Below are 23,853 nucleotides of genomic sequence, written 5' to 3' on the forward strand. Positions count from 1 at the left end.
GCCCACAAAAAAGCCCACTGCCTGACGGCCGTGGGCTTTCTTTTTGCCATGTCCTGGGCATGCCGGCAGCGCCGGCGTGCCTCTGGGGAAAGACTCAGTCGATCTGGATCTTGGCGTCCACAGCCACCTTCTTCATGGTGGCCACGGCGGTCTGGATCTGCTTGGTGAAATCCGCAGTGGACGAACCCGAGGGGTACAGACCCTGGGAAGACATGCGCTTTTGCACAGCGGGGTCCTTCAGTGCGGCCACCACGGCCTTTTGCACGCGTTCCACCTGGGCGGCAGGCATGCTCTTGGGCGCCACCAGACCGAACCACGAAGGGTTGTTCAGGTCGGGGTGACCGGCTTCGGCGTAGGTCGGCACGTCGGGCAGCACGTCCAGGCGCTGGGGCCAGGACACGGCGATGGCGCGCAGCTTGCCTGCCTTCACGTGCGGCAGGGACGCTGCCACCTGGTCAAAGTAGACCGGCACCTGGCCGCCCAGCACGTCGTTGATGGCCGGGCCTGCACCACGGTAGGGAATGTGCAGCATGTCGGTACCGGTGCTGCGCTTGAACTGTTCGCCCCACATGTGGCCGATGGTGCCGTTGCCGGGAGTGGCGTAGGACACCTTGCCGGGGTTGGCCTTCAGGTAGGCCACCAGTTCGGCAAAGTTCTTCACCGGCAGGATGGCGGGGTTCACCATGATCACGCCCGGGGCCTTGACGATTTCGGTCACGCCCACGAAGTCCTTGATGGCGTCATAGGGCAGCTTGCTCAGCACGGCGGGGTTCACGCCGTGGGTGGACAGCGTGGCGATACCGAAGGTCACGCCGTCGTTGGCACGGGCCACTTCGGCCATGCCGATGGAGCCGCCGGCACCGGCCTTGTTCTCGATCACCACGGTCTGGCTCAGCAGCTTGCCCAGCACGTCCTGCAGGTTGCGCGGCACCATGTCGGTGGCGCCTCCGGGCGGGAAGGGCACGATGATGCGGATGGGACGGCTGGTGTCCTGGGCCAGGGCCATACCGGGCGCAGCTGCCACGGCAGTGGCGGCGGCCACGGAGGAGAGGAAGTGACGACGTTGCATCTGAGGATTCCGATAGTGAGAGGAGAGAAAAGAAGGGTAAGGGATTTGTCCAGCTGACAAAAGCAATAGCTGTGCCTGTTATCATTCCCAAAAGGAATCAAATCAGTGTCTTCCAGCCTGTTACCTCTGCGGCGCCTGACGCCCCCTGTCCACCTGTTGCGGGCCTTCTCCACCGTAGCCCGGTTTGGCGGTGTGTCACGCGCTGCCGAAGCCTTGCACCTGACCCAGAGCGCCGTGAGCAAACAGGTGCAGGAGCTGGAAAAATGGGTGGGCGTGCCACTGTTCGAGCGTAACCGCAAACGTTTGACCCTCAGCTCTGCGGGCGAACGCTATGAGAAATCGGTGCGCGCTCTGCTGTCGCAACTGGAGTCGGCCACGCTGGAATTGATCACCAGCAGCGATGGCGGCGGAGCCCTGCACCTGTCCACCCTGCCGACCTTTGGCGCCAAGTGGCTCATTCCAAAGCTTCCTGATTTCCAGACCCGCCACCCGCAGGTGACCTTGCATTTCGTGCCCTATGTGCAAGGCTATGACTTTGGCAGCCCCACGCTGGACTGCGCCATCCTGTTCGGCGACGGCCACTGGCCCAACACCCGTGCCCACTACCTGACCGGGCGCGAAGTGGTGCTGATCGCCCCGCGCAACCCGGAGCAGAGCATCCGCACCCCGGCCGACGTGGCGCACTGCACGCGGCTGCGCCATGTGACCGTGCCCCAGGCCTGGTCGCGCTGGAGCGAGACCTATGGCGTGGAGGACATGGACCCGCTCAGCGGGCCGCAGTTTGACCAGTTCCAGACCATCATCCGCGCGGTGCAGGCCGGCATGGGCGTGGCCCTGGTGCCCCGCTGCCTGGTGCAGGATGAGATCAACGCTGGCCTGGTGAGCGAACCCCTGCCGCAGCACAGCGTGCTCAGCGACCAGGGCTACTGGCTGTGCTACCCCGAGACGCGCGCCAACCTGACCCCGCTGCAGCAGTTCCGCGACTGGCTGCTGACCAGGGCCGAAGCGGCGGCCGAAGCCGAGGCCAGCCTGACCGCATCTCCCCGCCGCCCGGCCCTGACGTCCAACGACCTGGAATAAGACGCACCGGGCGGTTGGCAGGCCACGGTGCCGCCGGCCGCACGCTTCGACGCCGCGCCTATTCCGCCACCTGGGCAGGAAAGCGCACCGTGAAGCGGGCCCCGGGCATGGGCTGGCCCGGGTGCACATCTTCCAGCGCCACCTGGGCGCCATGCTGGCGGGCAATCTCCAGCACGATGGGCAGCCCCAGGCCGGAGCCGTCGGCCTCCGTGCCCAGCGCACGGTAGAAGGGCTGGAAGACCAGGTCGCGCTCCGCCTCGGGCACGCCGGGACCGGTGTCCTCCACCTGAAGCACCACCACGCGGCCGAACGGATCGGGCAGCACGCGCACCGTCACCAGACCGGGCTGGGCATTGCTGGACGGGGTGTAGTTGATGGCGTTGTCCACCAGGTTGCGCACCAGCTCCTGCAGCAGCGTGGCATTGCCCCAGACCTGCAGGGCCATGGTCCCGGGTTCGGCGCCGTCATAGCCCAGGTCGATGTGCTTGTCCATGGCCCGGGGCAGGCAGTCCTGCACCACCTCGATCACCAGCTCGGCCATGTCGCAGGGGGTGCGCTGCAGCGCCGTGCTGGCGCCTTCGGCCCGGGCCAGCGACAGCAGCTGGTTGACGGTGTGCGTGGCGCGGATGGAGCTGCGCCCGATCTGCTGCAGCGAGCGTTTCAGGTCTTCGGTGCTGGTCCCCGGACGCTGGGCCAGATCGGCCTGCATGCGCAAGCCGGCCAGCGGGGTCTTGAGCTGGTGGGCCGCGTCCGCCAGAAAGCGTTTCTGCGTGGCAATGGAATCGTTCAGCCGCCGCAGCAGATCGTTCACCGCATCCACCAGGGGCGCCACTTCCATGGGCACGGCCTTGTGGTTCAGCGGCGACAGGTCGTCGGGCTTGCGCGCGCGGATGCGCTCTTCCAGCCGGTGCAGCGGCTTGATGCCGCGCGCCAGCGCCAGCCACACCAGCAGCACCGACAGCGGCAGGATGACGAACTGCGGCAGCATCACCCCCTTGATGATTTCCGCCGCCAGCACGCTGCGCTTTTCACGCGTTTCCGCCACCTGCACCAGGGCCAGCACCTCCTGGTCCAGCGGCACGCGCACCCAGATCGAGGCCACACGAATGTCCACGCCGCGCAGATCGTCATCGCGCAGCTGCACCTGGCCGATGCTGGCTTCGAAGCCACCGCCGGTTTCCGGCGGCATGGGGAACTCACGCTCGCCCGACAGCAGCACGCCTTTGACGCCCAGCACCTGGTAGTACACCATGTCGGAATCGTCGGCACGCAGCAGCTCGCTGGCGAGGCGCGGCATGTAGAACTGCAGCTGCCCGTCGCTGACCACCAGCAGCTGCGCCAGCGCCTGGGCGTTGTACTCCAGCGCGCGGTCGAACGGCTTGTTAGCCAGCTCCTGCGCCACCAGCCAGGTCAAGGCCAGCGACACCGGCCACAGCAGCAGCAGCGGCGTGAGCATCCAGTCGAGGATCTCGCCAAACAGGGACCGCTGCTCACGCTGGAAAATGTTCAAGGTGCAGGTTCAGGCCAGGGGCCAGAAAAAGTGGCCCGGAACACAAACGCCACGGCGAACACCGTGGCGCAGGACATGCCGCGCGCACCGGGCGCGCAGCCGCTCAGTGGTTGATCTTCTCCAGACAATACCCCAGGCCGCGCACGGTGGCGATGCGGATGGGACCGCGCTCGATCTTCTTGCGCAGGCGGTGGATGTAGACCTCGATGGCATTGTTGCTGACCTCTTCGCCCCACTCGCACAGGCGCTCCACCAGCTGGTCCTTGCTGACCAGGCGGCCCGCGCGCTGCAGCAGCACTTCCAGCAGGCCCAGCTCGCGGGCGGACAGCTCCACCATCTTGCCGTCGATGGTGGCTACGCGCCCGGCCTGGTCGTACACCAGCGGGCCGTGCTTGACGGTGCTGCTGGTGCCTCCCATGCCCCGGCGCGTCAGCGCACGCACGCGGGCTTCGAGTTCCTGCAGGCTGAAGGGCTTGGCCATGTAGTCGTCGGCGCCGAAATCCAGCCCCTGCACGCGCTCCTCCACGCTGTCGGCGGCGGTGAGGATCAGCACCGGCAGCGCATCGCCCCGGCTGCGCATCTTCTTGAGCACTTCCAGCCCGTGCATCTTGGGCAGACCCAGGTCCAGGATCAGCAGGTCGAACTGGTCGTTGGTCATCAGCGCGGCATCGGCCTCGCTGCCACTGGACACATGGTCCACCACGGCACCCGCGCCGCGCAGGCTGCGCAGCAATCCATCGGCCAGCACCTGATCATCTTCGGCGATGAGTATGCGCATGGGGGTCTCCTGAAGGCGCCGCAGTCGGGCCGCGGTCGTTTATGTCTTGATGCTTCGGATGGCACTGTGAAGTGCGCCGCGCCAACCTGTCGGCCAGCCGGACCATTCTAGAAGCCGCCCATCCCCTGCACCAGCGGACTTCCCCCGGGAAAACACCCGGTTCGCCTGTACGGAAGCTGACATTCACGCCGGTCTTGATGCAAGTCATTTCCGCGCACATCCGACAGTCCCCGGCCGCTGGCGCCGACAGCCGGTGCCGCGCCGTCCCGCACGCCTGCCTGCCCACAGGCACTCAGGCCAGCGTGCCGCTGTCGCCCGCGTAGGCCTCCAGGCCGATCTGGACAACGGTGGCCACATCCTGGCCCACCGATTCCACAAACTCCGCCTCAGCCTGGGCCACGGCGTCATGGAAGGCCTGCAGCCAGTCCAGCCCGGTGGGCGTGAAGCACACACGCCGCGCGCGCCGGTCGTGCGGATCGGACTCCCGCGTGACCAGACCCCAGGCCACGCACTGGTCCACCAGGTCGGCCATCGCCTGCTTGCTCATGCCCGCGCGCTCGGCCAGATCGGTGATGCGGTCGCCCGCCAGCGACAGGTGGCGGGTGATGTGGATGTGCGCCGCACTCACCTGGTCGCGCGCCGCCAGGTTGGACAGCGCCAGCGGCACGGCCACATCGCGCGCCATCAGCTGCAGCACGCGGGCATCGAACTGGCGCATGGCATGGCCCAGCAGCCGGCCCAAGTGGGTCTGGCGCCAGGCATCGCTGGGGGGAATGGCGTGGGGAAGTTCGCTCATGGCCCCATGGTAATTTAGTCAGGCAAACTGACTAAATATTGGTGGAATTGGCTGAACAGCGCCCCTAAACTACTGTTCAAGCATCCAGCCTGTTATTCATTCCAGTGGCTGCACCCCATCCCGCCAAACCCTTCCAAGGAGAGTTTTCATGAACGCCATTGCCGCCAAGTCCGCCGACGCCAACAGCGAAAAAGCCAAGGCACTCGCTGCCGCCCTCGCCCAGATCGAAAAGCAGTTCGGCAAGGGCACCATCATGAAGCTGGGCGAAGGGGAAGCGGCGCAGGACATCCAGGTGGTGTCCACCGGCTCCCTGGGCCTGGACATCGCCCTGGGCGTGGGCGGCCTGCCCCGTGGCCGCGTGATCGAGATCTACGGCCCGGAATCCTCGGGCAAGACCACGCTGACGCTGCAGGTCATCGCCGAAATGCAGAAGCAAGGCGGCACCTGCGCCTTCATCGACGCCGAACATGCGCTGGACACCAGCTACGCCCAGAAGCTGGGTGTGAACCTGAGCGAAGTGCTGATCAGCCAGCCCGACACCGGCGAACAGGCCCTGGAAATCTGCGACAGCCTGGTGCGCTCCGGCGCCGTGGACCTGATCGTGGTCGATTCGGTGGCCGCGCTGACCCCCAAGGCCGAAATCGAAGGCGAAATGGGCGACCAGCTGCCCGGCCTGCAGGCCCGTCTGATGAGCCAGGCACTGCGCAAGTTGACCGCCACCATCAAGAAGACCAACTGCATGGTCATCTTCATCAACCAGATCCGCATGAAGATCGGTGTGATGTTCGGCTCGCCCGAAACCACCACCGGCGGCAACGCGCTGAAGTTCTACGCCTCGGTGCGCCTGGACATCCGCCGCACCGGCACCATCAAGAAGGGTGACGAAGCCATTGGCAACGAAACCAAGGTCAAGGTCGTCAAGAACAAGGTCTCGCCTCCGTTCAAGACCGCCGAGTTCGACATCCTGTTCGGCGAAGGCATCAGCCGCGAAGGCGAGATCCTGGACATGGGCGTGAACGCCAAGATCCTGGAAAAGTCCGGCGCCTGGTATGCCTACAACGGCGAGAAGATCGGCCAGGGCCGCGACAACTCGCGTGAATTCCTGCGCGAGAACCCCGCACTGGCCGTGGAAATCGAGAACAAGGTGCGCGACAGCCTGGGCATTGCCCTGCTGCCCGTGGCCGCCGGCGAAGACGCCGCCAAGCCCGCCAAGGGCAAGAAAGGCGACAAGAACGCCACGGTGGACGAAGACGGCGTGATCGGCTAAAGCCCCCGAGCGGTCGCCCCCTGGCCACGCTGCGCCAGGGGGACAGCCGCCCGGCCAGGGCAGCGCCCGCCAGCGGCCTGCGGCGCACAGGCCCCAGGGCACTGCCCGCCGCCCCGTCGCCACACAGGTTTGCCATCTTTGCGCAGGGTTCCCTGCGCCTTTTTTGTTTCTGGAGCGTGCACCGCATGGGCTTTGCCAAACTCTCCCTCACCGGCCGCGCGCTGCGGCTGCTGGCCCAGCGCGAACACTCGCGGCTGGAACTGGAGCGCAAGCTGGCCGCCCATGTGGAAGAAGGCGAGGATCTGGCCGCCGTGCTGGATGCGCTGGAGGCCAAGAACTTCATCAACCCCGAGCGGGTGGCCCAGTCCGTGGTCTACACCCGCAGCAAGAAGCTGGGCACGGCCCGCGTGGTGCAGGAACTGCGCAACAAGGGCCTGGACGATGACACCGTGCGTGCGGCCACTGCACAGCTGCGCGCCACCGAACACGCCCGCGCCTGGGCCGTGTGGCAGCAGAAGTTCGGCCAGCCCCCCGCCACCTTACAGGAACGCATGAAGCAGATGCGTTTCCTGGCCAGCCGGGGCTTTGGCGGCGAGGTGGTGAGCAAGGTGGTCAAAGGCCAGCCTCCCGAATCCGAGCACGGCTGATGCCGCAGCAGCCCGGTGCAGGGCCGCTGCCCCACCTCACCACAGCTGGCCCAGGACCCCGCCGGCCACCAGGGCCAGCAAACCGCCCGTGACCAGGACGCCGTAACGGGCGCCCCCGCTGGCAAAGGCCAGCGCGCTTTTGGCCAGACTGCTGCTGGCCAGCACACCCAGCACCCCCCAGTGCGCCACCTCCAGCGGCACCACCCCATTGGCCGCCATCTGGGCCACGCCAGCGGCGGCGGCGTGCACCTCGGCCAGCGCCACCAGCATGGTGCTGGCCAGCACCCCGGCACTGCCATAGCGCGCGCCCAGCCAGGCCGCCAGCAGTGACACCCCGGCAATCAGTGCCGCAATCCACAGCGCCTGCGACAGCTGGAAGGCCCGGCCGGTCGCCGCAGCCGCCTGGGTCTGCACACCTTGTGCGCGCCGCCACAGCAGCGCCACCACCCCCAGCAAGGCCAGCCCAGCCCCCACCAGGCTCCCCGCAGCCGTCTGCAGCAGGGCCGGCGACACGGCGCCCACCACGGCCACGAACAGCAGCAGGGACGCCAGATTGGCCAGCAACGCCGCCGCAGCGCAGGCACTGGTGTGGGCCGGCTCGGCCCGCGCACGCTGCCCCATGCCGGAGACCGCAGCAGTGGAGGAGGCAAAACCGGCAAAGAAACCCGCAATCGACAAGCCCCAGCGCGCGCCGAACAGGCGTTGCGCCACATGACCGAGCATGCCCACCGCCATGACCAGCACCACAATGCGCCACACCATCAGGGGACTCACCGCCCCCCAGGGATCGATGGGACTGCGGGAGAGCAGCGGCATGACCACCAGGGCCGCGGCCCCCAGCATCAGCGCGTCCTGCAGCTCTTTTTCGCTGATCCACTCGCGGCTGAGCTTTTGCATCGGCACCTTGGCCTGCAGCAATATGGCCATCAACACCCCCAGGGCGGCCGCCAGCGCCGGGTCCCGGGCGGCCAGCCCTCCCAGCAGCGCGGTGAGCAGCAGGGCGATTTCACCCGTCAGCCCCGGGTCCTCACGGGCGGTGAAACCATAGGCCAGCGCCGTCAGCCCGGCAACGGCCAGCAGGGCCGCAATGAACACGCCGCTGCCCAGCATCCAGGCCACACACCCCAGCAGCCCCACCAGGGCATGGGTGCGCGTGCCCGCCATCAGTGCAGGGCCGACATGCATGCGCTCGCGGACCACCCCCACCAGCAGGCCCACGCCCAGAGCGGCCAGCAGCGCGCGAAAAATCGCTTCCCCTTCCATAAGCCTCCGGCCCAGGTTGCAGATGGGGGAATTATCACCAGCGCGGCGGCGCGCCGGAAGGCGACGTCAGCGCACGCGCGTGGCGCCCCAGCAGACCAGCGAACCCACGGTCACCAGCAGCACGCCCTGCCAGAACGGCCAGCCCGGCTGCACCGACAGCCACAGACTGGCCCACAGCGCCGACAGCACCGGTGCGAAATACGAGCCTGCCGCCATCACTGCCAGATTGCCGCGCTGGATGCCATGCTCCCAGCAGCTGTAGCCGATGGCCGTGGACGCGCCGATGGCCAGCAGCTCCAGCGCCACGCCCCAGGACCAGCGCAGGGGCACGGTGTCCACCGCCAGCCACTGCCCCCACAGCACCACAGCCGTCAGCAGCACGAACAGGCCCACGCCGTTGAACCCGCCGCCGTGGATGCGTGACAGCACCGAATACACCGGCCACAGGACGGCAGCCGCGAACGCCAGCGCATAGGCCAGCGGGTTGCTGCGCATATGGGCCAGCAGGTCCTGCCACCAGGGCAGGTCGCTGCCCGCACCATCCCCGCTCAGCACCCGCACCAGTCCCCAGATGCACAGCGCCACGCCCGGCCACAGCCACCAGCGCGCCCCCTGCTGGCGGCACAGCACGGCAAGCACGATGGTCAGGCTGGGCCACAGGTAGTTGATCATGCCCAGCTCCATGGACTGGGCACGGTCCTGCGCCAGGCCGATGGCCACGGACAGGCAGATTTCGTAGAGCACGAACAGCAGGCCGCAGCCCAGCAGATACACCTTGGAGACGCTGCGCAGCTGCGCCACGCGCGGCACGCCCTGCACCGCCAACAGCAGTGCGGCGCTGACGCTGTAGAGCATGGCCGCGCCGCCCAGCGCGCCCAACGCTTCGGACACCGAACGGATCAGGCCCACAGTGCTGCTCCAGCACAGCACGGCCACCAGGCCGATCAGGGTGGCGCGGCGCACGCTGGCGGCATCGTGCGAAACAGGGGAAGCAGGAGAGGACATGCGGCGAAGAAACGGTGGATGACAAAGGGGGCGGCGGGCAGCGCACGCCGGAAAGCCGTGTCGGATGCGCTCACAGCCCCGGTGCAACCGGACAGCACCTGCCGTTCCCGCCGGTCTGCGCCAGCCGTGCGCTGGGCATTGTGCATGGCCGCAGGAAGGCTGCGGCGCAAAAAAGGCCCTCGCAAGGGCCTGGATGGGAAGCGCACACGGAGCCGCTCAGGACTGCGTCTTGGCGGCCAGCGGGGCGGCCGGCTCGGACGCGGCAGCGGCCAGCTGGCGCTTGCGCAGGAACCGGTAGGCCACGCCCAGCAGCACAAACCACGCGGGCGTGGCGATCAGCGCCTGGCGGGTGTCGGCTTCCAGCGTCAGCAGCACCAGGATGCCGGCGAAGAAGGCCAGGCAGGCCACGCACATGGCCACGCCGCCGGGCATCTTGTAGCGGGATGCGGCATGCAGGGCCGCCCGCTGGCGGCGGTAGACGATGTACGACAGCAGGATCAGCGACCAGACGAACATGAACAGAATCGCCGACACCGTGGTCACCAGGGTGAAGGCCTCCACCAGATTCGGCACCACCCACATCAGGAAGGCACCGCCCAGCAGGCAGATGCAGGAGAACAGCAGGCCGCGGGCCGGCACGCCGCCGCGCGACAGGCGGTGGAAGGATTGGGGGGCATCGCCCTTGAGCGCCAGACCGTACAGCATGCGGCTGGTGGAAAACACGCCGCTGTTGGCCGACGACGCGGCCGAGGTCAGCACCACGAAGTTGATGATGCCGGCGGCCGCAGGCAGACCCGCCAGCACGAACAGCTCCACAAACGGGCTCTTGCCCGGCACCACATCGCGCCAGGGGGTGACGGCCATGATGGCGATCAGTGCCAGCACATAGAACACGATGATGCGCACGGGGATGGAGTTGATGGCGCGCGGCAGCGTGCGTTCGGGGTCTTTGGCTTCGGCGGCCGTGGTACCCACCAGCTCGATGCCCACAAAGGCAAACACGGCGATCTGGAAGCCCGCGAAAAAGCCCAGGGCCCCGTGCGGGAACATGCCGCCGTCGTTCCACAGATTGGCCAGGCTGGCCCCGCGCCCGGCGGGCGAGGTGAAGCCGCTGGCCACCATATACAGGCCCGTGCCCACCAGCGCCACGATGGCGACGATCTTGATCATCGCGAACCAGAACTCGATCTCGCCGAACAGCTTCACCGTCAGCAGATTCAGGCCCAGCAGCACGGCCACGCAGGCGATGGCCGGCGCCCACTGCGGCAGATCGGGCCACCAGAACTGCGCATAGGCGGAGATGGCGATCACGTCGGCAATACCGGTGACGATCCAGCAGAACCAGTAGGTCCAGCCGGTGAAGAAGCCGGCCCAGGGGCCTAGCAGATCGGCCGAGAAGTCGATGAAGGAGCGGTACTGCAGGTTGGACAGTAGCAGCTCGCCCATGGCCCGCATCACAAAGAACAGCATCACGCCGATGATGGCGTAGACAAAGACGATGGACGGGCCGGCCAGGCTGATGGTCTTGCCCGACCCCATGAACAGGCCGGTACCGATGGCGCCGCCAATGGCAATCAGCTGGATGTGGCGGTTGGTGAGGTTGCGCTGCAGGTTGCCCGAACCTTCGGGGCCGGCCGTGCCGGGTGCTTTGCGAGTCATCTGGGGAAACCTTTGAAAAGCTGCCACCCGCACACCCGCAACGCCGCAGCCGCGGCACCCGACTGCCGCTGGCAGGAAACCGGAAATCCGAAAAGGGAAAACCCTAGGATAAACCGCCGCAGCACGCCATGGCGCGCGGCAGGGTCCATGTCCCCTGGGAGCACCAGGGGCGGAACCAGGGCCTGAGCCCTGGCCCGATGCGCCGCACGCCCTGTGGGCGCGCGCGGCATGCTATGGAAGGAGAAGCGCCGGCTTACAGGCCCAGCATCAGCTGCAGGTTCTGCACGGCCGCGCCGCTGGCGCCCTTGCCCAGGTTGTCCAGTCGGGCAATCAGCACGGCCTGGCGGTATTGCTCGTTGGCAAACACGCGCAGCTCCAGCTGGTTGGTGTCGGCCAGGGTGTCGGCCGCCAGCTTGTTGTCGTCCGTGGGCGGCAGCACGCTGACCCAGTTGGCAGGCGTGTTGGTGCGGGCGTAGTGGCTGGCCAGCGCGTCGTGCAGATCGGCCGCCTTGGGGGCGCCGGGCAAGGTGTCCAGATGCAGGGGCAGCTGCACCAGCATGCCCTGGCGGAAATTGCCCACGGCGGGGATGAACACCGGACGGCGCGTCAGACCCGTGTAGTGCAGGATTTCCGGGATGTGCTTGTGGCCCAGGCCCAGGGCATAGGCCTCGTAAGGCGCAGCGGTGCCCGCCTCGTAGGCTTCGATCATGGGACGGCCGCCGCCGGAGTAGCCGGACACCGAAGGCAGGCTCAGCGGGAAATCGGTCGGGATCAGGCCCGCAGCCACCAGCGGGTGCAGCAGGGCGATGGCGCCCGTGGCGTAGCAGCCGGGGTTGGTCACGCGGGTGGCGGTCTTCACCAGCTCCAGCTGACCGGCGCGCAGCTCGGGGAAGCCATAGACCCAGTCCGGCGCCACGCGGTGGGCGGTGGAGGCGTCAATGATCTTGATGGCGCGGCCGGTCTCGGCGGTGATGGCGTCCACCATGGCGGTGGTTTCGCGCGCCGCATCGTCGTGCAGGCACAGGATGACCAGGTCCACGCCGGCGATCAAATCGCGCTTGGCAGCAGGGTCTTTTCGCAGCTCGGGGGCAATGCTGACCAGCTCGACGCCAGCCATTCCCTGCAGGCGTTCGCGGATCTGCAGACCCGTGGTTCCGGCCTCGCCATCGATAAAGACTTTGGACATTCACTCACTCCCGCGCCCTCTGGCGCACACCCACACACTCCGCCAAGCGGCACGTTTCATTCCAAGGAATTAAGGGCCGCATTGTCACTGAAATCATGGCCGCTGCAGCGCCCCGATGCAAATGACAGGCTGGCGACAATGTCGCACAACCACGTATGTATATACGTATATGCCACTTGACAAAGCTCTTTTTCGTTGCGATGCAGCATGGTACATTCTTCGATTGCCATGTCATACGAGCCCGGCCGCCTGACCACGCGTCCATGGCAAACGGGTATTTCCCCTCCGTTCAAAGAGACAAACTCATGAAGATTCATGAATACCAAGGCAAGGAAATCTTGCGCCAATTTGGTGTGCCCGTTCCCCGCGGCATTCCAGCGTTCACCGTCCAGGAAGCTGTAGAGGCAGCACAAAAGCTGGGTGGCCCCGTGTGGGTGGTGAAGGCGCAGATCCACGCCGGTGGCCGCGGTAAAGGCGGCGGCGTCAAGGTGGCTAAGACCATCGATGACGTGAAGAAGCTGTCCGAGCAAATCCTCGGCATGCAGCTGGTGACCCACCAGACCGGCCCCGAAGGCCAGAAGGTCCGTCGTCTGTACATCGAGGACGGTGCCGACATCAAGAATGAGCTGTACGTGTCCCTGGTGACCGACCGCGCAACGCAGAAGGTGGCCCTGATCGCCTCCAGCGAAGGCGGCATGGACATCGAGGAAGTGGCCCATTCCACGCCCGAGAAGATCGTCACCGAAATGATCGACCCGCTGACCGGCATCACCGAAGCGCAATCGCGCAAGGTGGCTGCTGCCATCGGTCTGACCGGCGCTTCCGTGGACCAGGCCGTAGACATCTTCGCCAAGATCTACAAGTGCTACATGGACACCGACGCATCGCTGGTGGAAATCAACCCGCTGAACTGCGATTCCAAGGGCAATCTGATCGCCCTGGACGCCAAGTTCAACTTTGACTCCAACGCGCTGTTCCGCCACCCCGAAATCGTGGCCTTCCGCGATCTGGACGAAGAAGATCCTGCCGAAGTCGAAGCTTCCAAGTTCGACCTGGCCTACATCTCCCTGGACGGCAACATCGGCTGCCTGGTGAACGGCGCCGGTCTGGCCATGGCCACCATGGACACCATCAAGCTGTTCGGCGGCGAGCCTGCCAACTTCCTGGACGTGGGCGGCGGTGCCACCCCCGAGAAGGTCACCGAAGCCTTCAAGATCATGCTCAAGAACCCCAAGGTCAAGGGCATCCTGGTCAACATCTTCGGCGGCATCATGAAGTGCGACACCATCGCCACCGGCGTGATCACTGCCTGCAAGGCCGTGAACCTGCAAGTGCCTCTGGTGGTCCGCATGAAGGGCACCAACGAAGAGCTGGGCAAGAAGATGCTGGCCGAATCCGGCCTGCCCATCATCAGCGCCGACACCATGGCCGAAGCGGCCACCAAGATCGTCGAAGCCGTCAAGTAAGAAGCCCTCGGAGATAAACACATGTCGATCTTTATCAACAAAGACACCAAAGTCATCACCCAGGGCATCACCGGCAAGACCGGCCAGTTCCACACGGAAAAGTGCCAGGAATACGCGAACGGCAAGAACTGCTTCGTGGCAGGCGTGAACCCCAAGAAGGCCGGCGAGTCGATCTTCAACATCCCTATCTACGCCTCCGTCAAGGAAGCTGCACACAACACCGGCGCCACCGTGTCGGTGATCTATGTGCCGCCCGCAGGCGCTGCTGCAGCGATCTGGGAAGCCGTGGAAGCCGATCTGGACCTGGCCATCTGCATCACCGAAGGCATTCCCGTCCGTGACATGCTGGAAGTGCGCAACAAGATGAAGGCCAAGGAAGCGGCCGGCGGCAAGAAGACCCTGCTGCTGGGCCCCAACTGCCCCGGTCTGATCACGCCCGACGAGATCAAGATCGGCATCATGCCCGGTCACATCCACAAGAAGGGCCGCATCGGCGTGGTGAGCCGTTCCGGCACGCTGACCTATGAAGCCGTGGCACAGCTGTCCGAACTGGGCATTGGCCAGTCTTCCGCTGTCGGCATCGGTGGCGACCCCATCAACGGTCTGAAGCACATCGACGTGATGCGCGCTTTCAACGACGATCCCGACACCGACGCCGTGATCATGATCGGTGAAATCGGCGGTCCCGACGAAGCCGAAGCCGCACAATGGTGCAAGGCCAACATGAAGAAGCCTATCGTGGGCTTCATCGCTGGCGTGACCGCCCCTCCCGGCAAGCGCATGGGCCACGCTGGCGCGCTGATCTCCGGCGGTGCCGACACGGCCGACGCCAAGCTGGCCATCATGGAAGAGTGCGGTTTCACCATCACCCGCAATCCTTCCGAAATGGGCCGCCTGCTCAAGGGCCTGCTGTAATCACTCCATCTCCCGGGCGACTTTTTTGCCCGGGTTACGCAGAATTACGCATCGGCAAGGGTGCCCAGCCCTACTACACTGGGCGCTCCCATAAAAGAAAACGCCAGTCTGCTCATGCAGGCTGGCGTTTTCCATTCATAACAGCGGAGTAAAAATGGAGTTCCTGAGCAATGCCGATTTCTGGATCGGCCTGGTGAAGATCGTCTGGATCAACATCATCCTGTCTGGCGACAACGCAGTCGTCATCGCCCTCGCAGCCCGTTCGCTGCCCCCTGAACAACAGAAGAAGGCCATCATGTTCGGCTCCGGCGCTGCCGTAGTGCTGCGCATTGTGCTGACCGTCGTGGCGGCCAAGCTGCTGGAGCTGTCGTTCCTGCAGGTCATCGGCGGCGTGCTGCTGCTGTGGATCGGCTACCAGCTGCTCAGCGGCGGTGAAGACGAAGAAGGCGAAGCCAAGGGCACGGGCTCCATGGTCGCTGCCATCCGTACCATCCTGATCGCCGACCTGGTGATGAGCCTGGACAACGTGATCGCCGTGGCTGCTACCGCCCAGGGCAATATGGTCCTGCTGATCCTGGGCCTGGCCATCTCCATCCCTCTGGTGATCTTCGGCTCCACGCTGATGATCCGACTGATGGAACGCTGGCCCGTGATCATCACCTTCGGCGCGGCCCTGATCGGCTGGGTCGGCGGTGAGACCATCGTCAACGACAACCTGCTGCACGCTTACACCGAAGCCCACCCCTGGCTGCACTACACCGCCGCTGCGGCGGGCGCCATCCTGGTGGTGGCCGTGGGCAAGTACATGCAGTCCCGCACGGCCAAGGCCAGCGACTGACCACTGCCTCCGCGTGCGCGCCCTGCGCACGCCTCCATGCTCAAGGCGCCTGCGGGCGCCTTGTTGCATTCTGGGGCCGGGGAACGCGGCCTTCCGCGGCTGTGGCCTCGCAGCATGCAGGCCCGCGCGCGATACGCCTGTGCTGCGGGCTTGGCAAGCCGCACGCCCCAAGTCCATGCCGCAGCCGTTGCTGCCTGCCAGTCTACAGCCGCAGTGTCAGCCCATGCCTACACTGCCTGCATGGAAGCCTTGCTGGAAACCGCCTTCTGGATCGGTCTCTTCAAAATCATCTGGATCGACGTCATCCTCTCGGGTGACAACGCCGTGGTCATCGCACTGGCCGCCCGCAGCCTGCCGGCGCACCAGCAGCGCAAAGCCATTCTGTGGGGCGCGGGCTTTGCCATCGCCATGCGGGTGTGCCTCACCGTCGTGGCGGCCAGGCTGCTGCAGTTCCCGCTCCTGGAAATCGTCGGCGGCCTGCTGCTGCTGTGGATCGGCGTGGGTCTGCTCCAGGGGGACGATTCCCACAGCGGCGACAGCGGTACCCCGGGCAGCACCTCGATGTTCGCGGCCATCCGCACCATCCTGTTGGCCGATATGGTGATGTGCCTGGACAACGTGATCGCCGTGGCCGCCACCGCCCAGGGCAACTTCACGCTGCTGATGCTGGGCCTGGCCATCAGCATCCCGCTGGTGGTCTTCGGCTCCACGCTGATGATCCGGCTGATGGAGCGCTGGCCCGCCATCGTCACCCTGGGCGCCGCGCTGATCGGCTGGGTGGCCGGCGAAACCATCGCCAACGACCATGTGCTGGCCGACTTCACCGGCACCCGCCCCTGGGTCCACTACGCCGCAGCCGCCACGGGGGCCGCCCTGGTGCTGCTGGTGGGCACGGCCCTGCAACGCCGCAAGGCCGCCTCCGCCGGCCCCGGCCAGCGCTGAACCCGGACCGGTCTAGCGGAAATCGCTTTTTCCACCCTGCTTGGCGGTCACCTGGATGCCCTCCATACACATGCGCTTGTCCACCGCCTTGCACATGTCGTACACGGTCAGCAGGGCCACCTGCACCGCCGTCAGGGCTTCCATTTCCACACCGGTCTGGCCATGGGTCTCCACCGTCGCCGTGCACTGCACTGCGTGTTCGGCATCGAGCAGCTCGAAATCCACGGCCACCCGGGTCAGGGCCAGGGGATGGCACAGGGGAATCAGGTCGCTGGTTTTCTTAGCGGCCATGATGCCGGCAATGCGGGCAATGCCCAGCACATCGCCTTTCTTGGCCGTGCCGCTGGCGATGATGGCCAGGGTGGCCGGCGCCATCACGATGCGGCCTTCGGCCACGGCGATGCGGTGGGTGTCGGGCTTGCCGCCGACATCCACCATATGGGCCTGTCCGTGTGCGTCGAAATGGGTGAGTTGGTCTGCCATAGAAATACCGTGAAATGCGAGAAAAAGCCGGGCACTGCGCCGGGCCGCACCGGGGTCGGCCGGTCCAGACCGGAAGCTGCCCAGGAACATTGAGCGATTGCAGGCATCATACGGGGGTGATTCCGCCGCGCCTGCACCGGCCGCCAAGGGTATAGCGCCTGCAATACCCGCTGCGGCCCGGTACACAAGCCACCGCTGGGAGCGGCGCCTTGGCTGCTGCAGCACCTGGCGCCCCGGGCGTTGCGGCGGGCCCTGCCTGTGATTTCTGCCGATTTCTCTGCCATGCAACTTTCTGTGCGAAAAATGCCTGTGGCGCGCATCCTGTCTGCGCTGGGCGCTACGGTTCTGTTCAGTTTCATTCCGGCCAACCTGCCTCCGGCCCAGGCCCAGAACGTGGCCTTGCCCCGCATGGGCGACGGTGCGGAGCTGACCGCCAACGACGAGCGGCGTCTGGGTGACAGCATCATCCGCCAGCTCTACCGCGACCCGGACTACATCGACGACCCGGTGGTCCACAGCTATGTGATGGGCATCTGGTCCCCGCTGAAGGAGGCCGCCGCCCAGCGTGGCGAGCTGTCGCCCGAGCTGGACGAACGCTTTGCCTGGGAGGTGCTGCTGGGCCGTGACCGCAGCATCAACGCCTTTGCCCTGCCCGGCGGCTTTCTGGGCGTGCACCTGGGACTGGTGGGCGCCGTCGCCACACGCGACGAACTCGCCTCGGTGCTGGCGCACGAACTCAGCCACGTCACCCAGCGCCACATTGCCCGGCTGATCGCCCAGGACAAGCGCAGCACACCGCTGATGGTGGCCAGCATGATCCTGGGGGCGCTGGCCGCCAGCCGCAGCCCGGACGCCGGCATGGCCATGATGATGGGCGGCCAGGCCCTGGCGGTGCAGAACCAGCTGAACTTCTCCCGCGACATGGAGCGCGAGGCCGACCGGGTGGGCTACGGCCTGATGGCACCGGCCGGCTTTGCCCCGGCCGGCTTTGCCAGCATGTTCGAGCGCCTGCAGCAGGCCAACCGCATCAACGACAACGGCAGCTGGCCCTATCTGCGCAGCCACCCGCTGACCACGGAGCGCATGGCTGACATGCAGGCCCGCACCCAGATGCTGGGCCAGGCCGCCCAGGCCCAGCATCCCACGCTGGAGCACGCCATGGTCAGCGCCCGCGCCCGCGTGCTGACCCGCCCCGGACCCGATGCGCTGCGCCAGTGGGCCGCCCTGCCGGCCCAGCACAGCTTCACCCAGCAGACCCCTGCCCAGCAGGCCGGCACGCTGTATGCCGCCATCCACGGCCTGCTGCAGCTGCGCGATCTGGCCGGCGCCGAGGCGCTGCTGCCCCGTCTGCAGGCCCTGACCCAGGGGGACGCCGCCGCCCAGCGCCAGACCCTGTGGCTGGCCGCCGAGCTGGCCCTGGCCGCAGAACGGCCACAACAGGCTTTGCAAAGACTGGAGCAGCTTCCGCCCGCACCTCCAGCACAGCACCGCAATCCGGAGGCGGAACGCACGACGCTGCTGCAGCGGGCCCAGGCCATGTCGATGCTGCACCGCAGCGGGGAGGTGGCCGGCGCACTGCAGACCTGGGTCAGCGACCATCCCCAGGATGCGGCTGCCTGGCAGGCCCTGGCCCGCGCCTCGCGCGAATCCGGACAGCCACTGCGTGCGCTGCGGGCCGAAGCCGAAGCATCCGTCGCCCAGTACGACTACGCGGCAGCCGTGGACCGCTTCAAGGCCGGCCAGCAACTGGGCCAGCGCAGCGGTGCCCAGGCCGACCACTTCGAAGCCTCCATCATCGACACGCGGCTGCGTGCCGTGCAGGCCCTGCTACGGGAACAGACGGCCCAGCGCTGAGTCGATGACCATGCCCAGCAGCGAGTACAGGAAGGCGGCCCACACCGCCGCCCAGAAGCCGCTGACGCTCAGGCCCGACAGCAGGTTGGCGGCGGCCCAGAACATCAGGCCGTTGATGATGAACAGGAACAGCCCCACGGTGAGCAGCGTGACCGGCAGCGTCAGCACCACCAGAATGGGGCGCACCAGCAGGTTCAGCAGGCTGATGACCACCACCGCCCACAGGGCCGAACCAAAACTGTGCACCTGCAGTCCGCTGTAGACCGAGGCCACCAGCAGCAGTGCGCACGCACTGAGAATCCAGTTGAGCAGCAATTTCATGCCAGCCAGCATAGCGCAGCAGGCCGGCCTGCGGTGTGCCGCCCCCCCGCAAGCGCCCAAAAGAAAGGCTGCGGGGGGTACCGCAGCCTCGGATACAGCGACCGGTGTGCAGTGCCTCAGCGGCACCGCACCGGGACACGCGTCAGACCGTCAGATCAGTGCTTCTTCCAGAAACACGCCCAGGCAGGTGGCCATGGCCGCCAGCACGGCGGGCAGGGCCCGTCCGGTCTGCAGCTTGCCCTTGCCCAGCGGCAGGACCGCCGGGGCATGCGCAGGAGCGACCTGGGATTCCAGCTTGGGACGACGCAGGTCAATGATCTGGGGCGAAGTGCCCAGTTCCTGGCGCAGCTGGTCCACCACTTCGGCCAGCGGGCCACGGGCCAGCAGCGAAGTGACTTGACCCGCACTGCCCTGCAGCACCGGCAGCGAGGCTGCAAACAGCTTGTCCGCCCACTTGGTGCGCCAGTTCTCGCGGGCGCGGTTGCTCACCCATTTGCTCACGCGGTGGGTGATGCGCGGCGCACAGGCAACCACCACCCAGTGGGTGTGGGCAGCACGGGGGGCCTGGGCCATGGACTGCAGCAGCGGCTGGGCATATTCCGCATCGTCCAGATACACGATGATGGTTTCCACGCGGTAGGTTCCTGTTGGTTGTCGGCGCAAAAAAGGGGCAGATCGGCGGTGTGAGCCTGCATGTTGCGGTTTGGTTCCCGCATTTTTGCAGCACTTTCCTGCGATTGCCCCTGTGGAGACCGCGGGCCGCCCGCATGCAGGCGGCCCGGGCTGTTCAGCGCTTAGGCGTGTTCCGCCTTGCCCTTCTTGGAAGCAGCCATCTTGCCGATGGCCAGCACCAGCAGTGCGCCGCCGATGTGGGCGATCCAGTAGATGGGCATGGAGGAGTTGAACACCGCCATCTTGGTCTCAGCGTTGTACTCCAGCAGCTTGGGAGCCCATGTCCACTGGTCAGGCACCACGAACAGCGGGTCGGTGACCAGCATGCCGCCGGCAATCCAGCCCAGCAGCATGCCGCCGGCCACGATGATCGAGGGGTAGCGTTCCATCAGCTTGATGACCAGCTGCGAGCCCCAGACGATGATGGGGATGGAGATCAGCAGGCCCAGCACGATCAGCAGGAACTGGTGCTCGCCCGAGCTTTGGGCGGCGCCGGCAATAGCGATCACGTTGTCCACCGACATCACCAGGTCGGCCACGATGATGGTCTTGATGGCGGCAAACAGCTTGTCGCTGCCTTCAATGTTGTCATGGCCTTCTTCTTCCGGCGCAATCAGCTTCATGCCGATCCACACCAGCAGCAGGGCGCCCACCACCTTCAGGAAAGGCAGCTGCAGCAGCACCATGGCGAAGGCGATCAGGATGATGCGCAACACGATGGCACCGGCCGTGCCGTAGATGATGCCCTTGCGGCGCTGCTCGGGCGGCAGCTTGCGGCAGGCCAGCGCGATCACGACCGCGTTGTCGCCACCCAACAGGATGTCGATGATGATGATCTGGCCGAGCGCGATCCAGAACGGGGTATGGGTGAGAAAGTCCAAATCCATGGTGAGAAGTCCTCGTTATCGAAAGACAGCCAGTTCCAAACCGACTGCGCCTTTATACCGGGCACCATGGAGAAAAGGGGCAACAAGCTGCCGGCAAGCGGTGCTTGCTGACAGGAAGTGACACTTTGAGCCTACCATGGAAGCCACGGGCCCAAAGGTCTTGTTCGACAGCGGTATGACCGTGCCTGGCAGGCCGGGAGTGCAAGACTCCGTATTGACGACCTGGCATCCGTCTGCAGTCCGCCCTGGTGACAGCGCGGTGCAAACGGGGAACTACTCCCCTTTGAATTTCGCTATTGGAACACAGAATGCGGTGTTGCAGCAAAAAGTCGTCATTTGCACGCAAAACACCACAGCGGCTGCGGATGCCGGGGGCGCACTATCATGCCGCCTGCCTTTTGCTTCCTTGCTGCGTCCCTTTCTGCCCATGCACGGCATCCACATCACCGACATCGAAGCCGCCATCAACCACTGGCGGCAGCGGCATCCCAGTCCGGACGGCGTGCGCCTGTCGCCCGAGGTGCGGGCGCTGGCCCCGGTGTATGCGCGGCTGATCCATGCCGGCGCCCAGGAAGTGAACCCCGCCAGCCTGTCCTCCGCCGCCATGCAGGCCTGGCTGGGCTGGTACGAGACGCAGCCGGACACGCCGTGCATCGCGATCTGCTCCACCAGCCAGGGTGATGCGCAATGCAAGGGCTGCGGGCGCAGCTTTGGCGAGGTGCAGCAGTGGCTGGAGCTGAGCCCGGTGCAAAAACGTGCCGTGTGGCGGCGCATCGTGGCCGAAGGCACGGCGCTGCGCTTCACCCGCTACGCCGAACGCGCAAAGTAAGCGCACCCTCACCATCCACATCCACCAGGACATGAAAAAGGGCGCGACCTGCGCGCCCTCCTGGGGTGTTCCGCCGCACCGGGCCGGCAAGGCCGGCGCTGCAGCTGCCCGGGCCCTACCAGCCCAGGCCGATGTGCAGCGGCAGGTACACCGCCATCCCCACCACGATGGTTCCCAGGATGCCGCGCTTCCACCAGAAGTAGGCGGTGGCGCAGACCAGGGCCGGCAGGCGCGCATCCACCAGGGTGTGGATCAGTTGACCGTTGCTCATCACGATCTCCGGCGCCACCACCGCGGCCAGCGCCGCCAGCGGCGCGTAGCGCAGACCGCGCTTGAGCCATTCGGGCATGGGCAGCTCGCGCTCGGGCACCATGAAGAAGGCCCGCGTGACCAGGGTGATCACCGCCAGCCCCAGGCTGGCCACATAGCCCCAGATCCAGTGTTCGCCGCCGCTCATGCACGCTCCTTGCTGGCCGCCGCATTCGCGGCCGGGTTGGCTGCAGCGGCATGCGACCGTGCAGATGCGGTGTCGCTGCCCTCATCCAGCGGCAGCACCGGATGGTGTTCGCCCTTGGCCGGGTCCGGTGGGCGCACCGCAGGCAGCGGGCGCAGACGGACGGCGCGGCGCTCGGCCTGCTCCATCAGCAGGCCCACGCTCACGGCGGCGGCAATCGCCGTCAGGATATTGAGCTTGAGCGGCAGCGCAAACGCCGCCACCGCCGCCAGCGAGGCCACGGCACAGGCCACCCAGGTGGCGCGGTCGTTGAGCATAGAGTACAGCACGCCCAGCAGCGCCAGCACGCCGGCAAAGCCCAGGCCCCAGGACAGCGGAATCACATTGGCCAGGTAGATGCCGGCAATGGACGGAATCTGCCAGCCCAGCCAGTTGGACAGGGCAGCCCCCCAGAAGTACGGCACCTGCTCGGGACGCTTCACCGCCTCGGGATAGCGCTTGGTGAAGGCCACAAAGATTACGTCGCCGCTGAAGTAGCCGATCGCCAGCCGGTGGCGCAGCCGCAGGTGCGAGAAGAAGCCCCGCCACATGGTGCTCAGGATCACAAAGCGCAGGTTCACGCAGAACGCGGTGAACCACAGCACCCACAGCGGTGCCCCCACGGCCATCAGCGGCAGCACGGCCAGCTGGGCACTGCCGGCGTAGATGGTCAGCGTCATGAACACCGCCAGCGGCAGCGACATGCCGCTTTTGACCATGGCCACGCCGGTGACCAGGCCCCAGGCCGCAATGCCGGGCATGGTGCCCAGCATGTCGCGCACCCCTTGCATGAAGGCCGGCTGGCGTGCAATGCCTGTGGCCCGCTGCCACAGGACGTTCACTTCGCTCATGGCTGCTCCGGCAGGTGTGGCAGTTGCAACTGGCTGCCCACGGGCAGCTCGAAACCGCGCAGAAAGTTCGCCGCGGCCAGCTTCTTGCCCCCGGCGCGCTGCAGCTGCGTCAAGCGCAGCGCTCCTTCGCCGCAGGCCACCAGCACGCCCTGGGCGTCGGCGGCCAGCACCTGGCCCGGCTGGGCGCTGCCGTCGAAGGGCTCGGGCACGGCAGCCCACAGCTTGATGGTTTCCTCGCCCAGCTGGGTGCTGCCCCCGGGGAACGGGGTGAAGGCGCGCAGGCGGCGGTCCAGCACCGTGGCGCTTAAACGCCAGTCCATGGCGCTTTCGGCTTTCTCGATCTTATGGGCGTAGGTCACGCCCTCGGCCGGCTGGGGCGTGCGGTGCAGGCCACCGCAGGCGCTCATCTCCAGCGCTTCCACGATCAGGCGGCCGCCCAGCGTGGCCAGCTTGTCGTGCAGGCTGCCGGTGGTGTCATCTGGTGCAATCGGCAGGCGCTCCAGCACGCACATATCGCCGGTGTCCAGGCCGATATCCATCTGCATGATGGTCACGCCGGTTTCCGCATCCCCCGCCTCGATGGCGCGGTGGATCGGTGCCGCACCGCGCCAGCGCGGCAGCAGGGAGGCATGGATGTTCAGGCAGCCCCGGGGCGGCAGGTCCAGCACCCACTGCGGCAGGATCAGGCCGTAGGCGGCCACCACCATCACGTCGGCGCCCGCGTCCAGCAGAGCCTGGCGCGCAGCGGCCGCGTCCTCGGGGTATTTGCCGTCCAGGCGCAGGCTGCGCGGCTGCTCGACGCGGATGCCGTGCTCCGCCGCGCACTGTTTGACAGGGGAGGCCTGCAGCTTCATGCCGCGGCCGGCGGGGCGGTCGGGCTGGGTCAGCACCAGCGGCACGTCAAAGCCTGCAGCCAGCAGGCGTTCCAAGGCCACGCGCGCGAAATCGGGCGTGCCGGCAAAAATAACTTTCATGGGTTCAACCAGTCTGCGGACCAGCCCCGGTCCGGAAAAAACGATGCACCGCCGCCAAGCCGTGTGCG

At 66.5% G+C, this 23,853-nt stretch carries 24 protein-coding genes; 9 read left to right on the forward strand and 15 right to left on the reverse strand.

Annotation, left to right across the window (positions count from 1 at the left end):
* Positions 1-94 precede the first annotated feature (94 nt).
* The gene (locus tag KW830_RS11135; protein ID WP_066538068.1) at positions 95-1,069 is read right to left on the reverse strand and encodes a tripartite tricarboxylate transporter substrate binding protein BugE; all 975 of its coding nucleotides are present in this window, start codon (positions 1,067-1,069) and stop codon (positions 95-97) included.
* A 105-nt stretch (positions 1,070-1,174) separates the two neighbouring features.
* Here KW830_RS11135 and KW830_RS11140 point away from each other — a divergent pair, with 105 nt between their 5' ends.
* Positions 1,175-2,149: a LysR substrate-binding domain-containing protein gene (locus tag KW830_RS11140; protein ID WP_279999628.1), complete on the forward strand. Its 975-nt coding sequence runs from the start codon at positions 1,175-1,177 to the stop codon at positions 2,147-2,149.
* Between the two features lie 58 nt (positions 2,150-2,207).
* Here KW830_RS11140 and KW830_RS11145 read toward each other — a convergent pair whose 3' ends face one another.
* The 3 genes from KW830_RS11145 to KW830_RS11155 form a co-directional block, all read right to left on the reverse strand.
* A complete protein-coding gene (locus KW830_RS11145; protein WP_218333218.1) occupies positions 2,208-3,659 on the reverse strand; it encodes a sensor histidine kinase in 1,452 nt (483 codons plus the stop codon).
* A gap of 103 nt (positions 3,660-3,762) precedes the next feature.
* Positions 3,763-4,437, reverse strand: coding sequence for a response regulator transcription factor (locus KW830_RS11150; RefSeq protein WP_066538078.1), 675 nt, complete (start codon positions 4,435-4,437; stop codon positions 3,763-3,765).
* Positions 4,438-4,729: 292 nt separating this feature from the next.
* A complete protein-coding gene (locus tag KW830_RS11155; protein WP_066538081.1) occupies positions 4,730-5,233 on the reverse strand; it encodes a MarR family winged helix-turn-helix transcriptional regulator in 504 nt (167 codons plus the stop codon).
* 148 nt (positions 5,234-5,381) lie between these two features.
* Between KW830_RS11155 and recA the strand changes: the two genes are divergently transcribed.
* Both recA and recX read left to right on the forward strand, forming a co-directional pair.
* Complete coding sequence (gene recA, locus KW830_RS11160; protein ID WP_192334444.1) at positions 5,382-6,500, forward strand: recombinase RecA; 1,119 nt, start codon at positions 5,382-5,384, stop codon at positions 6,498-6,500.
* A 185-nt stretch (positions 6,501-6,685) separates the two neighbouring features.
* Positions 6,686-7,147 (forward strand): recombination regulator RecX, encoded by a 462-nt coding sequence (gene recX, locus KW830_RS11165; RefSeq protein ID WP_218333219.1) that lies wholly within the window; start codon positions 6,686-6,688, stop codon positions 7,145-7,147.
* A gap of 36 nt (positions 7,148-7,183) precedes the next feature.
* On the opposite strand, the gene KW830_RS11170 is transcribed toward recX, so the two are convergent.
* The 4 genes from KW830_RS11170 to argC form a co-directional block, all read right to left on the reverse strand.
* Complete coding sequence (locus tag KW830_RS11170) at positions 7,184-8,410, reverse strand: DUF4010 domain-containing protein (protein WP_218333220.1); 1,227 nt, start codon at positions 8,408-8,410, stop codon at positions 7,184-7,186.
* Between the two features lie 66 nt (positions 8,411-8,476).
* Positions 8,477-9,415: an aromatic amino acid DMT transporter YddG gene (yddG, locus tag KW830_RS11175; RefSeq protein WP_218333221.1), complete on the reverse strand. Its 939-nt coding sequence runs from the start codon at positions 9,413-9,415 to the stop codon at positions 8,477-8,479.
* Between the two features lie 216 nt (positions 9,416-9,631).
* Positions 9,632-11,074 carry a D-serine/D-alanine/glycine transporter gene (gene cycA / locus KW830_RS11180; protein WP_218333222.1) on the reverse strand — a complete coding sequence of 481 codons (1,443 nt, stop codon included), beginning with the start codon at positions 11,072-11,074 and terminating at the stop codon, positions 9,632-9,634.
* 253 nt (positions 11,075-11,327) lie between these two features.
* The gene (argC, locus tag KW830_RS11185) at positions 11,328-12,260 is read right to left on the reverse strand and encodes an N-acetyl-gamma-glutamyl-phosphate reductase (protein ID WP_192334457.1); all 933 of its coding nucleotides are present in this window, start codon (positions 12,258-12,260) and stop codon (positions 11,328-11,330) included.
* A gap of 305 nt (positions 12,261-12,565) precedes the next feature.
* On the opposite strand from argC, the gene sucC reads away from it, so the two are divergent.
* From sucC to KW830_RS11205, 4 genes are all read left to right on the forward strand, one after another.
* Complete coding sequence (gene sucC / locus KW830_RS11190) at positions 12,566-13,726, forward strand: ADP-forming succinate--CoA ligase subunit beta (protein WP_192334460.1); 1,161 nt, start codon at positions 12,566-12,568, stop codon at positions 13,724-13,726.
* 21 nt (positions 13,727-13,747) lie between these two features.
* Positions 13,748-14,641: a succinate--CoA ligase subunit alpha gene (gene sucD, locus KW830_RS11195; protein ID WP_066538099.1), complete on the forward strand. Its 894-nt coding sequence runs from the start codon at positions 13,748-13,750 to the stop codon at positions 14,639-14,641.
* A 154-nt stretch (positions 14,642-14,795) separates the two neighbouring features.
* Positions 14,796-15,479: a TerC family protein gene (locus KW830_RS11200; RefSeq protein ID WP_218333223.1), complete on the forward strand. Its 684-nt coding sequence runs from the start codon at positions 14,796-14,798 to the stop codon at positions 15,477-15,479.
* A gap of 240 nt (positions 15,480-15,719) precedes the next feature.
* Positions 15,720-16,421, forward strand: a complete 702-nt coding sequence (locus KW830_RS11205) for a TerC family protein (RefSeq protein ID WP_218333224.1) — start codon at positions 15,720-15,722, stop codon at positions 16,419-16,421.
* A 12-nt stretch (positions 16,422-16,433) separates the two neighbouring features.
* Here KW830_RS11205 and moaC read toward each other — a convergent pair whose 3' ends face one another.
* Entirely contained in the window at positions 16,434-16,904 is a 471-nt protein-coding gene (moaC, locus tag KW830_RS11210) for a cyclic pyranopterin monophosphate synthase MoaC (protein ID WP_066538104.1), read from the reverse strand.
* Between the two features lie 282 nt (positions 16,905-17,186).
* Between moaC and KW830_RS11215 the strand changes: the two genes are divergently transcribed.
* On the forward strand, positions 17,187-18,758 hold the full coding sequence (locus tag KW830_RS11215) for a M48 family metalloprotease (RefSeq protein WP_370626118.1): 1,572 nt from the start codon (positions 17,187-17,189) through the stop codon (positions 18,756-18,758).
* Here KW830_RS11215 and KW830_RS11220 read toward each other — a convergent pair.
* From KW830_RS11220 to KW830_RS11230, 3 genes are all read right to left on the reverse strand, one after another.
* Positions 18,732-19,079, reverse strand: coding sequence for a phage holin family protein (locus tag KW830_RS11220; RefSeq protein WP_218333225.1), 348 nt, complete (start codon positions 19,077-19,079; stop codon positions 18,732-18,734). The two genes, KW830_RS11215 and KW830_RS11220, sit on opposite strands and share 27 nt — an antisense overlap.
* Positions 19,080-19,229: 150 nt before the next feature.
* Positions 19,230-19,712 carry a hypothetical protein gene (locus KW830_RS11225; protein ID WP_218333226.1) on the reverse strand — a complete coding sequence of 161 codons (483 nt, stop codon included), beginning with the start codon at positions 19,710-19,712 and terminating at the stop codon, positions 19,230-19,232.
* A gap of 161 nt (positions 19,713-19,873) precedes the next feature.
* The gene (locus KW830_RS11230; protein ID WP_066538106.1) at positions 19,874-20,638 is read right to left on the reverse strand and encodes a TerC family protein; all 765 of its coding nucleotides are present in this window, start codon (positions 20,636-20,638) and stop codon (positions 19,874-19,876) included.
* Between the two features lie 427 nt (positions 20,639-21,065).
* Between KW830_RS11230 and KW830_RS11235 the strand changes: the two genes are divergently transcribed.
* On the forward strand, positions 21,066-21,467 hold the full coding sequence (locus KW830_RS11235; protein ID WP_218333467.1) for a DUF3717 domain-containing protein: 402 nt from the start codon (positions 21,066-21,068) through the stop codon (positions 21,465-21,467).
* A 115-nt stretch (positions 21,468-21,582) separates the two neighbouring features.
* Here the strand turns inward: KW830_RS11235 and KW830_RS11240 are convergent, their stop codons facing one another.
* Genes KW830_RS11240 through fmt form a run of 3 tightly spaced genes read right to left on the reverse strand, consistent with a single transcriptional unit; the run spans position 21,583 to position 23,785 of the window.
* Positions 21,583-21,924 carry an AzlD domain-containing protein gene (locus tag KW830_RS11240; RefSeq protein WP_066538108.1) on the reverse strand — a complete coding sequence of 114 codons (342 nt, stop codon included), beginning with the start codon at positions 21,922-21,924 and terminating at the stop codon, positions 21,583-21,585.
* Positions 21,921-22,811 (reverse strand): AzlC family ABC transporter permease, encoded by an 891-nt coding sequence (locus KW830_RS11245; protein ID WP_218333227.1) that lies wholly within the window; start codon positions 22,809-22,811, stop codon positions 21,921-21,923. Before KW830_RS11245 ends, KW830_RS11240 begins: the two co-directional genes overlap by 4 nt.
* Positions 22,808-23,785 (reverse strand): methionyl-tRNA formyltransferase, encoded by a 978-nt coding sequence (gene fmt, locus KW830_RS11250; protein ID WP_218333228.1) that lies wholly within the window; start codon positions 23,783-23,785, stop codon positions 22,808-22,810. The genes KW830_RS11245 and fmt overlap by 4 nt, the downstream gene beginning before the upstream one ends.
* Between the last annotated feature and the right edge of the window lie 68 nt (positions 23,786-23,853).

Origin of the sequence: Comamonas sp. CMM03, assembly GCF_019218715.1 — a bacterium.
Taxonomy (GTDB): domain Bacteria; phylum Pseudomonadota; class Gammaproteobacteria; order Burkholderiales; family Burkholderiaceae_C; genus Comamonas; species Comamonas terrigena.